At 64.0% G+C, this 14242-nt stretch carries 16 protein-coding genes; 8 read left to right on the forward strand and 8 right to left on the reverse strand.

Annotation, left to right across the window (positions count from 1 at the left end; translation table 11 throughout):
* Positions 1–62: 62 nt before the first annotated feature.
* A complete protein-coding gene (locus tag DMY87_RS22185) occupies positions 63–1253 on the reverse strand; it encodes an MFS transporter (protein ID WP_110793824.1) in 1191 nt (396 codons plus the stop codon).
* A gap of 71 nt (positions 1254–1324) precedes the next feature.
* Positions 1325–2308, reverse strand: coding sequence for an iron exporter MbfA (gene mbfA / locus DMY87_RS22190; RefSeq protein ID WP_110793825.1), 984 nt, complete (start codon positions 2306–2308; stop codon positions 1325–1327).
* A gap of 129 nt (positions 2309–2437) precedes the next feature.
* On the opposite strand from mbfA, the gene DMY87_RS22195 reads away from it, so the two are divergent.
* From DMY87_RS22195 to DMY87_RS22210, 4 genes are all read left to right on the forward strand, one after another.
* On the forward strand, positions 2438–2908 hold the full coding sequence (locus DMY87_RS22195) for a group III truncated hemoglobin (protein WP_110793826.1): 471 nt from the start codon (positions 2438–2440) through the stop codon (positions 2906–2908).
* A 160-nt stretch (positions 2909–3068) separates the two neighbouring features.
* Positions 3069–4166: a TRAP transporter substrate-binding protein gene (locus tag DMY87_RS22200; protein WP_110793827.1), complete on the forward strand. Its 1098-nt coding sequence runs from the start codon at positions 3069–3071 to the stop codon at positions 4164–4166.
* Between the two features lie 129 nt (positions 4167–4295).
* A complete protein-coding gene (locus DMY87_RS22205) occupies positions 4296–4985 on the forward strand; it encodes a winged helix-turn-helix transcriptional regulator (protein WP_110793918.1) in 690 nt (229 codons plus the stop codon).
* A gap of 96 nt (positions 4986–5081) precedes the next feature.
* The gene (locus DMY87_RS22210) at positions 5082–5927 is read left to right on the forward strand and encodes a class I SAM-dependent methyltransferase (RefSeq protein WP_110793828.1); all 846 of its coding nucleotides are present in this window, start codon (positions 5082–5084) and stop codon (positions 5925–5927) included.
* Between the two features lie 63 nt (positions 5928–5990).
* Here the strand turns inward: DMY87_RS22210 and DMY87_RS22215 are convergent, their stop codons facing one another.
* Positions 5991–7019 (reverse strand): histone deacetylase family protein, encoded by a 1029-nt coding sequence (locus tag DMY87_RS22215; RefSeq protein ID WP_110793829.1) that lies wholly within the window; start codon positions 7017–7019, stop codon positions 5991–5993.
* Positions 7020–7223: 204 nt separating this feature from the next.
* Between DMY87_RS22215 and DMY87_RS22220 the strand changes: the two genes are divergently transcribed.
* Together DMY87_RS22220 and DMY87_RS22225 are read left to right on the forward strand one after the other, a co-directional pair.
* Positions 7224–7835, forward strand: coding sequence for a TetR/AcrR family transcriptional regulator (locus tag DMY87_RS22220; protein ID WP_110793830.1), 612 nt, complete (start codon positions 7224–7226; stop codon positions 7833–7835).
* A gap of 54 nt (positions 7836–7889) precedes the next feature.
* The gene (locus tag DMY87_RS22225; protein WP_110793831.1) at positions 7890–9110 is read left to right on the forward strand and encodes an MFS transporter; all 1221 of its coding nucleotides are present in this window, start codon (positions 7890–7892) and stop codon (positions 9108–9110) included.
* A gap of 96 nt (positions 9111–9206) precedes the next feature.
* Here the strand turns inward: DMY87_RS22225 and DMY87_RS22230 are convergent, their stop codons facing one another.
* From DMY87_RS22230 to DMY87_RS22240, 3 genes are all read right to left on the reverse strand, one after another.
* Positions 9207–9548, reverse strand: coding sequence for a hypothetical protein (locus DMY87_RS22230; RefSeq protein WP_110793919.1), 342 nt, complete (start codon positions 9546–9548; stop codon positions 9207–9209).
* Positions 9549–9687: 139 nt separating this feature from the next.
* On the reverse strand, positions 9688–10206 hold the full coding sequence (locus DMY87_RS22235; RefSeq protein WP_110793832.1) for a GNAT family N-acetyltransferase: 519 nt from the start codon (positions 10204–10206) through the stop codon (positions 9688–9690).
* 42 nt (positions 10207–10248) lie between these two features.
* Positions 10249–10824 (reverse strand): helix-turn-helix domain-containing protein, encoded by a 576-nt coding sequence (locus tag DMY87_RS22240; RefSeq protein WP_110793833.1) that lies wholly within the window; start codon positions 10822–10824, stop codon positions 10249–10251.
* A 107-nt stretch (positions 10825–10931) separates the two neighbouring features.
* On the opposite strand from DMY87_RS22240, the gene DMY87_RS22245 reads away from it, so the two are divergent.
* On the forward strand, positions 10932–11675 hold the full coding sequence (locus tag DMY87_RS22245; protein ID WP_110793834.1) for an MOSC domain-containing protein: 744 nt from the start codon (positions 10932–10934) through the stop codon (positions 11673–11675).
* On the opposite strand, the gene DMY87_RS22250 is transcribed toward DMY87_RS22245, so the two are convergent.
* Positions 11660–13357, reverse strand: a complete 1698-nt coding sequence (locus DMY87_RS22250) for an FAD/NAD(P)-binding protein (protein ID WP_110793920.1) — start codon at positions 13355–13357, stop codon at positions 11660–11662. The two genes, DMY87_RS22245 and DMY87_RS22250, sit on opposite strands and share 16 nt — an antisense overlap.
* Before the next feature lie 168 nt (positions 13358–13525).
* Between DMY87_RS22250 and DMY87_RS22255 the strand changes: the two genes are divergently transcribed.
* The gene (locus tag DMY87_RS22255; RefSeq protein ID WP_110793835.1) at positions 13526–13756 is read left to right on the forward strand and encodes a DUF2171 domain-containing protein; all 231 of its coding nucleotides are present in this window, start codon (positions 13526–13528) and stop codon (positions 13754–13756) included.
* A gap of 84 nt (positions 13757–13840) precedes the next feature.
* Here the strand turns inward: DMY87_RS22255 and DMY87_RS22260 are convergent, their stop codons facing one another.
* Positions 13841–14242 (reverse strand): ketosteroid isomerase-related protein, encoded by a 402-nt coding sequence (locus tag DMY87_RS22260; RefSeq protein ID WP_110793836.1) that lies wholly within the window; start codon positions 14240–14242, stop codon positions 13841–13843.

Below are 14242 nucleotides of genomic sequence, written 5' to 3' on the forward strand. Positions count from 1 at the left end.
TGGAATCAGAATTCCGCACCCAAGGGAATCATCAACACGATTCCGCGTTCAATGGACGCGCTCTAGCCGGTCGCGGCAGGCCTTGCGCCTGCCGTCAGAACCGTCGTTGCCAACACGGCCAACAGAGACACGAGCGCCAGACATGCCAAGGCGGCGCCTGGCCCGGCCCAGTCGTTGATCCAGATCACCGAGACCGGCGCGAGCGCGGAAACGACAATGCGCACCGCCGACAGCGTGCCCATGGTCCGGCCATAGCCGGCGGCCCCGAAATAATGCAATGGCAGGACGCCGCGCACGATTGATGTCAGGCCCTGGCCGGCACCGTAGAACAAGGCAAATGCCAGGGCGAAACCGGTCGCGGGGATCAGCAGCGATCCGGCGAGAAGGGCGATGCCGAGCGCCATGACGGCGGCCGCGATCACGGCGGTCAGGGGCGGCGAGAACAGATTGCGTCTGATATATTCGATCAGTCGCGCCGCCACCTGGCTCGGCCCGATCAGGCTGCCGGCAAGCGTCGCAATGCCGGTGGCGTAGCCGAGATCGCGCATCAGCACGAGCAGGGTCGCGCCGATCGCCGAGATAACGAAACCGCCGGCGGCAAAGGCAATCGCCATCAGGACCATCTGCCGGGTGCGGTCCTTCGGCAGGCTTGCCTCGTCTGTGCGTTCCGCCGCCGCTGGCGTGGCCAACGTGTCGATCCGCGCCTTCGGCAGGCCAAGATGGATCGGCAGGGCTATCAGCAGGTTCATGGCGGCCAGCACCAGGTAGATCTCCCGCCAGGTCATCCATGTCAGCAGCCATTGCAGCAGCGGCCAATAGATGGTGGAGGCAAAACCCGCGATCAGCGTCACGAGCGTGATATGCGCCCGCGCCTCCCGGCCATGGCTCTGGGCAAGGGCGGCAAAACCCGCATCATATTGCACCGCAAGTGCAATGAATTCGGCCGCAAGCGTGATGGCGACGAAATGCCAGGCATTGTGCATGACGGCAAAAAGCGAAAGCGCGAACGCGGCTGCGACCGAGCCGAAACAGAGCACAAGGCGCGCGCCGACCCGGTCGACCAGGCGTCCAAGCACCGGCGCCGCAATTGCACCTGCCAAGAGACCGAAGGAGAAGACCCCGAAGACGAAGCTGCGGCTCCAGCCGAATTCGCTCGCGATTTCGGGTGCCAGCACCGAGAAGGAATAATAGAGCGTTCCGTAACCGATGGTCATCGTGACGCCCAGACCGATGGTCACGGGTGAGAATTTCATGGCGCCTTGCTAGTCGTATCAGATGATGACCAGATGACAGCGCCATACGCCCTTCCGTCAAGCCGTCAGACTCACCCCTGCCCGATCAGGACGCCGGCGGCGAGCACCAGCGAACCGCCGAGCACCACCTGCATGGCGGCGCGCCAGAAGGGCGTCTCCATGTAGCGGTTCTGGATGAAGGCGATCGCCCAGAGTTCGAAGAAGACGACGATGGCCGCCGTGATCGTCGCCGTCCAGAAATGCGGGATGAGATAAGGCAGCGCGTGGCCGAGGCCACCCAGCGCCGTCATGATGCCGGAGGCCAAACCGCGCTTGACCGGCGAACCGCGACCCGACAGCTTGCCATCGTCATGGGCCGCTTCGGTAAAGCCCATCGAGATGCCGGCGCCGACCGAGGCAGACAGGCCGATGAGGAAGGTCGACCAGGTGTCGCCGGTCGCAAAGGCCGCGGCAAAGATCGGCGCCAGCGTCGAGACCGAACCGTCCATCAGACCTGCCAGCCCCGGCTGGACATAGGTCAGGATGAACTGGCGACGGGCGCCTTGGTCCTCTTCGGTCTTTGCCTCTTCGGTTACATGCTTTTCGCCGAGCATGCCGGCGATCTGTTCGTGGCCCTGTTCGGCGAGCGCAAGATCGCCCAGCAGCTTGCGGATGCCGGCATCGGAGGTTTTCTGGGCGGCCGCCATGTAGAAACGATAGGCACCCTGCTCCATCATTTCCGCCTCGGTGCGGATCTGGTCGAGGGTCTGGTTCTTTCGCAGCCAGTCGGGCTTGCGGTCATAGAAACCACGGACATGGTCCCGGCGGATCAGCGGGATGCGCTCGCCGAACCGCTCGCGATGCATCTCGATCAGCATGTTGCGATGGGTGTGCTCGACCTCGGCCATGTCCTCGAAAACCTTGGCCGATTGCGGCGCATTGGCGCGCAACTGGTCGGCATAGGCGAGATAGATGCGCGCATCGTCCTCCTCGGAGGAAATGGCAAGCCCGAGAATCTCCTGTTCGCTGAGACTGTCGAAGGAGCGCTTGCCGGCGGACAGGGAGAAACCAAACATCTGTTGTCACCTTTTTAGAATTATTCTAAACCTATGCCTCTGCTCCGGTTTTTTCAAGCGGGAAGTTCCGACTTGACCACCCTGCGACGCGGACGTAGCCAGAGGCTGAACCACAGGGATGACGACGCCATGACCATGGAGCTTTCCGGACGCGCCGCACACCGCGCCGACATCACCGCCCGCGCCGAAGCCCAGATGGCGGCCATGGGCGTCGATGCCGCCTTCATCGACCGGCTGGTCGACACCTTCTATGGCCATATCCGCCAGCATCCCGATCTTGGCCCGGTCTTCGAGGGGCGGCTTGCCGGTCGCTGGCCGGAGCATATGGTGAAGATGAAATCCTTCTGGTCGTCGATCGCCTTCAAGACCGGCGCCTATGGCGGCAAGCCTGTGCAGGCGCATCACGGCGTCGACGGCATGGCCGAAGGGCTGTTTCGCCAGTGGCTGCAGCTGTTTTCCGATACGCTGGTCGAAGTCGGGGCCACCGAAGACATCCATGGCTGGTTCATGACCAGTGCCGAGCGCATTGCAAAGAGCCTCGTGCTGTCCTTGTTCTACAATCCGGCCTTCGACGATCCGGCACGCAAGCCAAGGGGCTGACGGTTCCTTGCGTGGAACAATCTTCCTGCGCAAGAAAACGCAAGACAGCCGGCACCACCTGGCAATTTGCCGAGCATTTCCCCTTGCACGCCAGGGTTTGCGCCTTTAGACCCGCCGCGGGAGCTGGAGGAGCAATTTTGGAAAACCAAGGCAAGAGATCATGAACCGCCGTCAATTCTTCAAGCAGGCCGGCGTTGCCGGCGTAGGCGCCGCAGCACTCGCCGCCCCTGCCCTCGCCCAGGAAAACCCGAAGGTCACCTGGCGCCTCGCTTCCTCCTTCCCGAAGAGCCTCGACATCATCTTCGGTGCTGCGACCGACATCGCAGAAAGCGTGTCGAAGGCCACGGACGGCCAGTTCGAGATCCAGGTTTATGCCGCCGGCGAAATCGTGCCGCCGCTGCAGGTCGCCGACGCCGTGTCCGACGACACCGTCGAGATGGGCCATACCTGCTGCTACTATTATATCGGCAAGGACCCGGCCTTTGCGCTCGGCACCGCCATCCCCTTCGGCCTCAATGCCCGCATGACCAATTCCTGGTTCACCGCCGGCGGCGGCAACGAGCTGCTGAACGAGTTCCTGGCCACGTACAAGCTTTACGCGCTGCCGGCCGGCAATACCGGTGCCCAGATGGGCGGCTGGTACCGCAAGGAAATCAAGACGATCGACGACCTCAAGGGTCTGAAGATGCGCATTGCCGGTCTCGCCGGCGAGATCATGTCGAAGGTCGGCGTCACCCCGCAGCAGATCGCCGGCTCCGACGTCTATCCGGCGCTGGAAAAGGGCACGATCGATGCCACCGAATTCGTCGGTCCCTATGACGACCTGAAGCTCGGCTTCTACAAGGTCGCGCCCTATTACTACTACCCGGCCTGGTGGGAAGGCGGCCCGACCGTGCATGCCTTCTTCAACCTCGAGAAGTTCAATGCGCTGCCGGAAAACTACAAGCGCATCCTGACCGATGCCTGCGCTGCGGCGAACGCCCGCATGCTCGCCCGTTACGATGCGTCCAACGCCCAGGCGCTGCGCGAACTCGTCGCCGGCGGCGCGCAGCTCCGTGCGTTTTCGACCGACATCCTCGACACCTGCCACAAGGCGGCGAAGGAGACCTATGCGGATCTCTCGGCCAAGAACGAGTGGTTCAAGAAGCTCTTCGACAGCCAGCAGGCCTTCAAGCAAGACGCCTATCTCTGGGCCCAGATCGCCGAATACAGCTTCGACACCTACCAGATGATCCAGCAGCGCCAGGGCACGCTCTAAAGGCCGGACATCGACCCGAGACGGCAAACGCCCCGGCCTGTCCAAGGCCGGGGCGTTTGCATCCGCTACACTCTCTGTACTGGACGGTTACCGGTCCGAGGGCGCATGATGGCGGCTGCGGAGGCCACCATGGCGCACGACGGCTACAACCAGTTCTGTCCGGTCGCCAAGGCCTGCGAGGTGCTGGAGCCGCGCTGGACGCTGCTGCTGCTGGCGGAGATGTGGTCCGGCTCCACGCGTTTCAACGAGATCCGCCGTGGCGTGCCCGGCATGTCGCCGACGCTGATGTCGAAACGGTTGCGCCAGATGGAGGAGCGGGGTCTGGTGCAGCGTCTTCGCCACCCCGGATCCGGCGAGATCCATTATCGGACCACCGCCATTGCCGACGAGCTTGAGCCGATCGTGCGGGCGCTCGGCTCCTGGGCCCATCGCAACATCGATGCGGATGTCACGCTCGAGAAACTCGATGCGCGGCTCCTGATGTGGAACATGCGCCGGAAGATCGATCCGGCCGCCCTGCCGACCGCGCGCCGCAGCGTCATCTGCTTCATCTATCCGGAATTGCCGCGCGAGGAGCAGAGCTACTGGCTGCTGTGCAGGCCGGGAAATCCCGTCGACCTCTGCTCCACCGACCCTGGTCATGCGGTCGATCTCTTCGTCACCGCCGACCTCAAGGCCCTTACCTCCGCCTGGATCGGGCTTTCGAGCCTGAAGGCCGAAATCGAACGCGACAAGATCACGCTGGTCGGCGATGCCGCGATGGCCGCCAGCATCGGTGCCTGGATGGTGCGCAGCTCCTATGCGACAGCGCCCCCCTGACGGTCCACTTTCTGTACCGGCAGCGCTACAGTTCCTACACTGGCCCCTGATCCCGGCGACCGCGACACTCCTCTCTCCATCACAAGGAGAGAGACCATGCAAAATGTTGCAGCAATGCCCGCCGCCGTTGCCTCGGTTCCAGTACCGGATCTCGCGGCGCTGAAGACCCGCCAGCAGGGCGCCTGGGCGTCGGGCGACTATGCCGTCGTCGGCACGACCCTGCAGATCGTCGGCGAAACCCTCTGCGAAGCGATCGATCTGCGCGCTGGCGAGACGGTGCTCGATGTCGCCGCCGGCAACGGCAATGCCACGCTCGCTGCCGCCCGCCGCTTTGCCGTGGTCACATCGACCGACTATGTGCCAGCCCTCTTGGAGCGCGGCCGGGCGCGTGCGGCTGCCGACGGCCTGACGGTCACCTTCCAGACCGCCGATGCCGAGGCGCTGCCCTTCGGGAACGAGACCTTCGACGTGATCCTCTCGACCTTCGGCGTGATGTTCACCCCGAACCAGGATCAGGCCGCCCGGGAAATGCTAAGGGTCTGCCGTTCGGGTGGCCGTATCGGCATGGCCAACTGGACGCCGGATGGCTTCATCGGCCAGCTGTTCCGCACCATGGGCCAGCACCTGCCGCCACCACCCGGCGCGCTTTCTCCGGCCTTGTGGGGCACAGAGGCCCGCCTGAACGCGCTCTTCTCCCCCGCCGGCACAGTCTCCATCCAGCCGAAGGTCTTCACCTTCCGCTATCGTTCGCCTGACCATTGGCTGGAGGTGTTTCGCACCTGGTATGGACCCGTGCACAAGGCCTTCGCCGCCCTCCCCGACGCCGGTCAGGCCGCACTCGGGCAGGATCTCCTCGCACTGATTGCCCGCTTCAACCGCGCCACCGACGGGACGATGGTCGTGCCGAGCGCCTATCTGGAGGTCATCGTCACCAAGGCTTGACGATCGTTGACGATCCCGGCGGGCCAGCTGCCGGGATCGTCCGAACGATGGGCCGCACGCCTCTCAGCTCTCCAGCCCTCTCAGAACATTGGCGACGTTGAGGCCGATTTCCGGCACGCCGTAACCACCCTCCATCAGCGTCAGGACCGGCACGCCGCTCGCCGCGATCATTTCGCCCATCTTGATATAGTCAGGGCTCTTCAGCTTGAAGAAGCTGATCGGGTCCTGCTCGAAGGTGTCGACGCCGAGCGAGACGACAATGGCTTCCGCGCCATAGGCCTTGATGCGCTTCAGGCTGTCCTCAAGCGCTGCCGACCAGACCGACCAGGGTGTGCCTGACGGCATCGGATAGTTGGCGTTCAGGCCTTCGCCATCACCCTCGCCCGTCTCGTCGGCATACCCTAAGAAATAGGGAAAGGCATTTTCCGGCTCGCCATGCAGCGAGGCGAAGAAGATGTCGCCGCGGCGATAGGTGATGTCCTGCGTGCCATTGCCGTGGTGAAAATCGACATCGAGGATTGCCACCTTCTTCGCTCCATGATCCAGCAACCGCTGGGCGGCAACGGCGGCATTGTTGATGAAGCAATAGCCGCCGAAGAGATCGCGGCCGGCATGGTGGCCCGGCGGGCGGCAGAGCGAGAAGGCGAAGCGGTGACCGGCATTGAGCCAGTCCGCGCCCGACAGCGCGACGCCCATCGAGGCGATCGTCGCCTCATAGGTGCCCTTGGAAATCGAGGTCTCTGCGGAGTTGGTGTAATAGCCGACAGCACCGTCGATGTGTTTGGGCACGCGCGCCGTCTGGCTGCGGCGGCAGGGGAAGGAAGTGGCGATCGCCTCGCCCTTGAAGCCATGGGCTTCCCAGCGGTCCCAGCAGGTGCGCAGGAATTCGAGATAGCCGGCGTCATGCACCTTGAGTGCCGTTTCCAGCCCGTGTTCTCCCGGTGCCTCGACATCGGTGAAACCGGCTTCCTTGACCGCCGCCAGAACCCATTCGGCGCGGAACGGTCCTTCGAAGGGTTTCACCAGGAGGCCGCCATGCAGCTCGGTCTTGGCATCTCTGAGCTTGTGCTTTTCCGAATAATAGACGCGCATCACGTTCCCTCTTTTCTTGTCCGCGGTCGGGCCGCAGATCCGTCGTTACGCCGAACCTAGCGCCAGGCCGGGCGGGGCTGCAAGAGACCGTCGCCGCATTTTCGGTCACACGACCAAATCTCCTCCGGACAGACTGCGGGCTTGACCTTTTCCGGTAATGCGCCTATTTGGAAACGATCATTTCCTAATTGTCCGGAGCCGACGATGCCCGATAGTGCCACGTCCAGCCGCACCGCCGGCCGCCCCCGCGAATTCGAGATCGCAACCGCACTCGATGCTGCAATCGTCGTCTTCACCGAGCGGGGCTATCACGGTACCTCCATCACCGACCTGAAGGCGTGCATGGGGCTGACGGCCGGCAGCATCTACAAGGCGTTCAAGGACAAGAAGGCGATCTTCCTCGCCGCCTTCGATCGCTACAAGCAGGTGCGCGCCGCCCTTCTGGCGGAAAAACTCGCCGAAGCCTCCACCGGCCGCGCGCAGGTGCAGGCCATCCTCCATTTCTACGCCGACGCCGCCTGCGGCGAGACCGGGCGGCGCGGCTGTCTTGCCATTGGTGCCGCCGTCGAACTCGCCCTCTTCGATGCCGATGTCGCCAAGCGTGTGGCGCGGTCGCATGCCGCGCTGCTTGCTGAGATCGAGGGTTTCATCGTCAAGGGCCAGGCCGACGGGTCCGTCTCCGGCAGGGTCGATCCGCAAGCGGCGGCGCTCTCGATCTTCTCGTTCCTCCAGGGCATCCGGATCGCCGGAAAATCCGGTCAGGACCCGGGTCGCACCCGCGCAAGTGCGGATGCCCTGCTCGCCCTTCTCGACTGATCCCTCGCACACCCAAGCCACTTCGATCCTCCCCTCCTCCCCCGGAACATCGTCATGACCCAAGCCTCCCCCACCGCCGAACCCGCCCTCGAGACCCTGCAGGCCCCTCGCCTCTCGGCCGGTCTCACCTTCATCATGGCCGCCGCCTGCGGCCTGATCGCCGCCAATCTCTACTACGCCCAGCCGCTTGCCGGCCCCATTGCGGACGCCATCGGGCTACCGCTGCATGCCAGCGGCCTGATCGTCACGCTGACGCAGGTCGGCTATGGTCTCGGGCTGTTCTTCCTCGTGCCGCTCGGCGATCTCGTCGAGAACCGCAAACTGATCCTGGTCATGATCGGTGCCGTCACCGCCGCCCTGATCGCCGCCGGCCTTGCCACAACGCCGCTTCCCTTCCTGGCCGCATCGCTGTCGATCGGGCTCGGCGCCGTCGCGGTCCAGATGATCGTGCCCTTTGCCGCCGGCCTTGCCCCCGAACAGTCGCGCGGCAAGGTGGTGGGCAATGTCATGAGCGGGCTGATGGTCGGCATCATGATGGCCCGGCCGGTCTCGAGCCTTGTTGCCCGCCTCGGCTCCTGGCACACGATCTTCTTCCTCTCGGCCGCCGTCATGGTGGCACTTGGCGTCGCGCTTGCCATGACGCTGCCGGAACGGCGGCCGCAGGCAAAACTCGGCTATCTCTCGCTGATCGGCTCGATGGGCCGACTCTTCGTCACGCAGAAAGTGCTGCAGCGGCGCGCCGCTTACCAGGCCTTCCAGTTCGCCGCCTTCAGCCTGTTCTGGACGGTGACGCCGCTCTATCTGGTCAGTCCCGCCTTCGGCCTGACCCAGACGGGCATTGCCCTTTTCGCCCTGGCCGGTGTCGCCGGCGCCATTGCCTCACCGATTGCCGGGCGGCTTGCCGATCGCGGTCTGTCCGGCCCGGCCACCGCCTTCGGTCTCTCCAGCGTTCTCACGGCCTTCGTCGTCACGCTGATGTCGCCGGAAGGATCGTGGATCGCCCTGAGCCTGCTGACCTTTGCCGCCATTCTCCTCGATTTCGGCGTCACCACCACGTTGGTCACCGGCCAGCGTGCCATTTTCGGCCTCGGCGCTGAGCTGCGCAGCCGGCTGAACGGGCTGTTCATGGCGATCTTCTTTACCGGCGGTGCAATCGGTTCAGCCATCGGCGCCTACAGCTATGCCCAGGGCGGCTGGACCGCCGCAGCGATCCTCGGCGGCGCCCTGCCGCTCGCCGCCCTGCTGCTCTTCCTGACGGAAGCCCGGCGGGCCTGAACCGCAACGCCAAAGCCTAAAACCCGAAGGGGCGGCTCTCCCGGTCCTCAGACCCGAAAAACCGCCCCTTCCCCCCGGCCCCCGCCGTAGTCGAACTTATTCGGTCAGATTGATCTGTTCGGTCTGGCCACCTTCGCAGGTGTAGCAGCAGTCGTCACAGGTCGCGGCATTTTCGGGGCCGACGCCCCAATAGCTCTGCTTGTCGCCTTCGATCCAGGCGCCGTAGCAGATCTTCTCGCCTTCTTCGCAGGAGAGCGGGATCTGCTTGGTTTCGCCGTCGTTGAGATAGAAGACCTGGTTGTTGCCCGGCCAGACATAGTCCCGGTCCTGGCTGTACAGCTCCACTTCCACCGCATTCGGATGGTCGTTGCGCATCACGAAGGTCACGTCTGCCGCAAAGGCCGGCGCGACGGCGGCCAGCACCAGTCCGGCGGCCATGCCGATGATTGTCTTCCGTCCCGCCATGCTTGCCCCCTCTGCCCCGAAAAAAGCCTATCGGGGGGCGACCATAAGCAGATGGAAAGACTTCTGGAAAGAGTCGGCTTGGACGTTTTTTGGGCTGATCGCGTCCGCCGGTTCAAGCCAGTCGCTTGTAGAAGATGACCGTGTCGCAGAAGCGCCCGTCGGGGTAGAGCGCATAGTCGGGAATCTCGCCGGACCGTTGCCAGCCGAGCTTCTCGTAGATCGATTCCGCCAGCTCCCCCTTGGCCGTATCGAGCACCAGCAGCGTGCGGCCGGCAGCGGCAGCACCTGCTTCGGCGGCCTTCATCAGGGCGGTCGAAAGACCTCTGCCACGCGCTTTGCGATGCACCAGAAGTTTCATCAGATCGGCCCGGTGCGGCTGGTTGGGCTTGAGCGCAAAGCCGATCTGCACCGTGCCCACCAGCCGGTCCTCGACGAAGGCCCCGTACAGGAGGACCTCACCGCGTCCGACAGCCTCCGCCACGCCGCGCCAGAAATCCTCACCCTCCTGCGTCGTGAAGGGCGGCATGAATCCAACAGAGGCATTGTCTGCAATGCAATCGGCAAGGATTTCGGTCAGGGCCGGGATCTGATCGAGGGCTTCGACATGGGAGAGCTGGCGGATATCGGGCATAAGATGTTCCAGTTGCTGTCTACGGATTTTGCGTCGGAAGGGTCAGGAACCCAGCGCGATCACCACGGCATAACGGGCAGGCACGTCGGTCGGATTGTGATAGGCATGCACGTCGCCGACATTCATGAAGAGACAGTCGCCCGCTTCCAGCCGGTGCACCGTCTCGCCCACTGTCAGCTCGATCACCCCTTCGAAGACCCAGACATGCTGGGTCTGGCTGCGGCCGGTCGGCCGGCCGGGGAAGCGCACATGGGCCTGCGGCGGAAACTCCACTTCGACGATATCCGTGCCGCTGCCGGTACCCGGCGGCGAGACGGCGCGGCGCAGATAGCCGCTTTCCGGATCGCGCCAGACCGGCTGGCGGGCGCGGCGCATCAGCGGATCGGCGACCCCGCCTTCTTCGGCAAAGAAGACCGAGAGAGAGACGCCAAGCGCCGAACACAGCCGCGCCAGAAGGGCTGCCGTCGGGCTCGCCTCGGCCCGCTCGATCCGCGAGATCATCGCCCGGCTGACCCCGGAGGCCTCCGCCAGTTGATCGAGCGTCAGACCGCGCCGCATCCTGAGTGCCCTCACCCGCTCGCCCACCGTCTTTTCGAAGTCGTCTGCCGTTGATTCCATGATAGTAGAATTCACTGGTATCATCATGGAGTCAAGTGTCCCCGATATCAGGGAACACATCCGTCCCGGATTGCCTTATGCTGCCGCGACAGATGAGAGGGAACGGCATGAAACAGATCGGGCGGGTGGTTGAGCTTTGGCGATATCCGGTGAGTTCCGTCGGCGGGCAGTCGCTGCAGCAGCTTGAGGTCACGCCCACCGGGATCCCCGGAGATCGCCGCTTTGCCCTGTTCGATCCCGCAAGCGGTCTCGCCGCCGCCCCCGAGCGGGAACCACGCTGGCGGCCGGCTCTCTTCCTTAAGGCCCTGCGCGATGATTCCGCCCTGCTGCCGCAATTGCGCTTTCCGGATGGGGACAGCGTCTGGCTCGACGATTCCCGCCTTGCCGCGCGGCTTGAGGCGCATTTCGGCTTTGCCGCCGGCATCGGCGCCTATGGTGGGCTGGATGACGGGGCGGACATGCGCTTTCCCATCGTCTCCAACCGCTATGCGCCGGCGCCCCTGCATCTCGTGACGACGGCATCGCTGCGACAGCTGGCAGCGTCAGCCAATGTGCCTCATCCGGATCATCGCCGGTTCCGTCCCTCCATCCTGATCGAGACGGACGAGTCCGAGGGTTTCCTTGAAAACAGCTGGATCGGCCAGGACATCACCATCGGCTTGACGCCCGTCAGCGTCACCGAGCCGACGCGCCGCTGCGGCATGACCATGATCGCCCAGCCCGATATCGACGAACAGCCGGAGATCCTGCGCGGCATCATGCGGCACAATGCCCGCAATCTCGGCGTCTATGCCACCGTGGGCGCGCCTGTCACCATCGCCGTCGGCGACCCCGTCTATGCCGGGATCTGAAACAGTGGCGCCTCATCGCTTGCCGGCGCCACATCCGTAAGGATCGCCTCGGCCACCGTCTCGCCGATCTCGCAGGCGCTGGTGATCCCCTGTACGAACGGCTCCTTGTGCAGCAGGAAGGCGATCGCGGCACAATAGAGCCGGTTGCTAAGCGGCCCATCGATCTTCGGACGGTAGTGCTCGTCGACATCGATGCCGCCGGTGCGCACCATGTCCGGTCCGCCCTCCAGCGTGTGCAGCGCGCCCGTGCGCGGCGTCGCGGATTCCCGCACGCCGCCCTGGGCAACGAGGGTCGGGAATGGCAGATCGGTCGCCGACAGGGTTTCCTGGCCGGTCGCATCGATGAAGGAACCGAAGCGATGCTCGACATCGCCGACGATGACACGAGCTCCGCGCTCGGCACCCGTCTCGTCCGTCTCGATCCGGTAGTCGTCGCCAAGCTTCAGGATATCCAGCTTGCCCGCCCGCGACAGGGCTAGCAGACGGCGGATTGAGGTCAGCGGCACGGTTGCATAGTCGTCGATGAAGATCGTCTTGAAGAGCTTGTGGAAGCGCTTCAGGTCCTCCTCGTTCAGATGCGGAATGACACGCGCCACGATCTCGTGGGTGATCAGGATCGCATAGCGCCAGGGCACCGTATACTGTTTCACCCTGTTCTCTTCGACCTCGGCCAGATTGCGCGCCGCCCAGACGAAGGGATCGGACTGGATACGGTCGGCGTAGTAGGCAGGGGCAAAGGTCTCGACCGTCAGCTGCGACAACCCGATGCGGGCGGCATAATCAGGGTCGGCGGCAACGATCTCGCGGCGAAACAGGTCGAACACGTCATCAAGCAGGTCGTGGCGACCGGTCGCGATCAGCGCGTCGATTGCCTCCTTCGTGCAGACCTTCGGCGTTTCATACGGCAGCGGACAATAGAAGTCGGCCTCCGGCAGTACGCCTTTGCGTGACATCATCGTGGCGTGGAACTCCTCCGTGCCCTCGGCCGGCTGATATTGCAGGTCGCCGGCGGCATCTGCGTAGAACATGCCGCGAGCCGTCGCCACCGTCATCAGCGCATCGATGCTGCTGAGCGAGGTGCCGAGAATGCCGACGCGTTCGTTGCGCACCGTCTTCAGCGCCGTCGCCGGCCAGGGGGAGACGAAGTAGCCGGGGCGGATCTCGGTGGTCTCGGGCCAGTTGTGTCCGGTTGCCATCACGACGTGATCGAAGACGGCATCGTGGCGACCATCCGGGCTCTCGACGCTCAACCGGATCTGCTCCGGCTGCAGTTCGATATCGACCACCTTATGACGGCCCAGCACCGTCACCTCGTGGCCGTTTTCGGCTGCCGCCAGGCGCAACAGGCGGAACTGCTCCTGCATGTAGTCGCCCAGCACCACGCGCGGGTAAAATTCCCGGTTGTCGATCGCAGGACGCTGGATGCCAAGCTGTTGCAACCGGTCGTCACCTTGCCGCCGCAGCCAGTCGACCAGGGTCTCGGCAAAGGCCGGAAGTTCGATGCTCGGGATATTGGACAGCATGGCCGGATCGTTGACATCGGGGTGGTACGGCGTGCCCTTGCCCGGTTCGTCGTCGGCTTCATACAGTGTAATGGACAGGCGGACGGATGAACCGATCAACCCCTTGAAAGTATAAAGTCCGGTCGGCCCGGTGCCAATGATCGCAATTCTGGGAAGCATGGAGGTCTCGCTGCCGTGCGAGGGATCTCGCATGCGGATGCGATAGAATGTCCTGAAAGCCCGGATGTTCCCAATCTCGATGCCGCAGCGACGACGGCCCATCGCCGGAACAATTCCGGTGGCTTCCGCCTTTTCCTGTCATCGCAACCGATACAGGAGGAACTCCCGATGATTTCTGCAGATCAGATCCGTGAACACATGGAAGTGCGCGGCCTCGATGGCAACCATGTCGGCACCGTCGACCATATGGACGGCCAGAGCCGCATCAAGCTCACCAAGACCGATTCGACGGACGGCCAGCATCACTACATTCCGCTGGACTGGGTCGATCACATCGACGAACACGTCCACCTGTCGAAGAATTCCGACGACGTGAAGCGCGACTGGTCGGTCAACTGATCGATCTGGCTGGCATGATGCCGGCAAACAGAGAGGGCCGTCCCGCGCCAGCGTGACGGCCCTTTTCTGCGCCCGGACGGAGGCTCAGCCGCCGACCTGGGCGATCCAGTCGGGCAGGCTGTAGTAGTTGGAAATACGCGCCACCTTGCCGTCGCGGATCTCGAAAAAGGCGCCAGCCGGCAGGCGGTAGGTCTGGCCATTGGCCTCCGGCAGGCCCTCATCGGTCGCGAGATAGGTGCCATTGACGATGAATTCGGCAGCACCCCGCGTGCCGTCCTCGTTCACCATCACCACCATGTCGGTGAGCTCTTCGCGATAGCAGCGGTTCATGTGATCCATGAACTTCGCGAACGCTTCCTTGCCCGTCTGGCGCTCCCCCTGGTTGATGTCGTGGGCCACGTCATCGGTCAGCAGCGCGAGGAAGCGGCCCATGTCGCCGGCATTGAAGGCGTCGTAATAGGCACGGATGGTGGCGGCGGCGGTCAT

Origin of the sequence: Peteryoungia wuzhouensis (assembly GCF_003205195.1) — a bacterium.
GTDB classification, from domain to species: Bacteria; Pseudomonadota; Alphaproteobacteria; order Rhizobiales; family Rhizobiaceae; genus Allorhizobium; species Allorhizobium wuzhouense.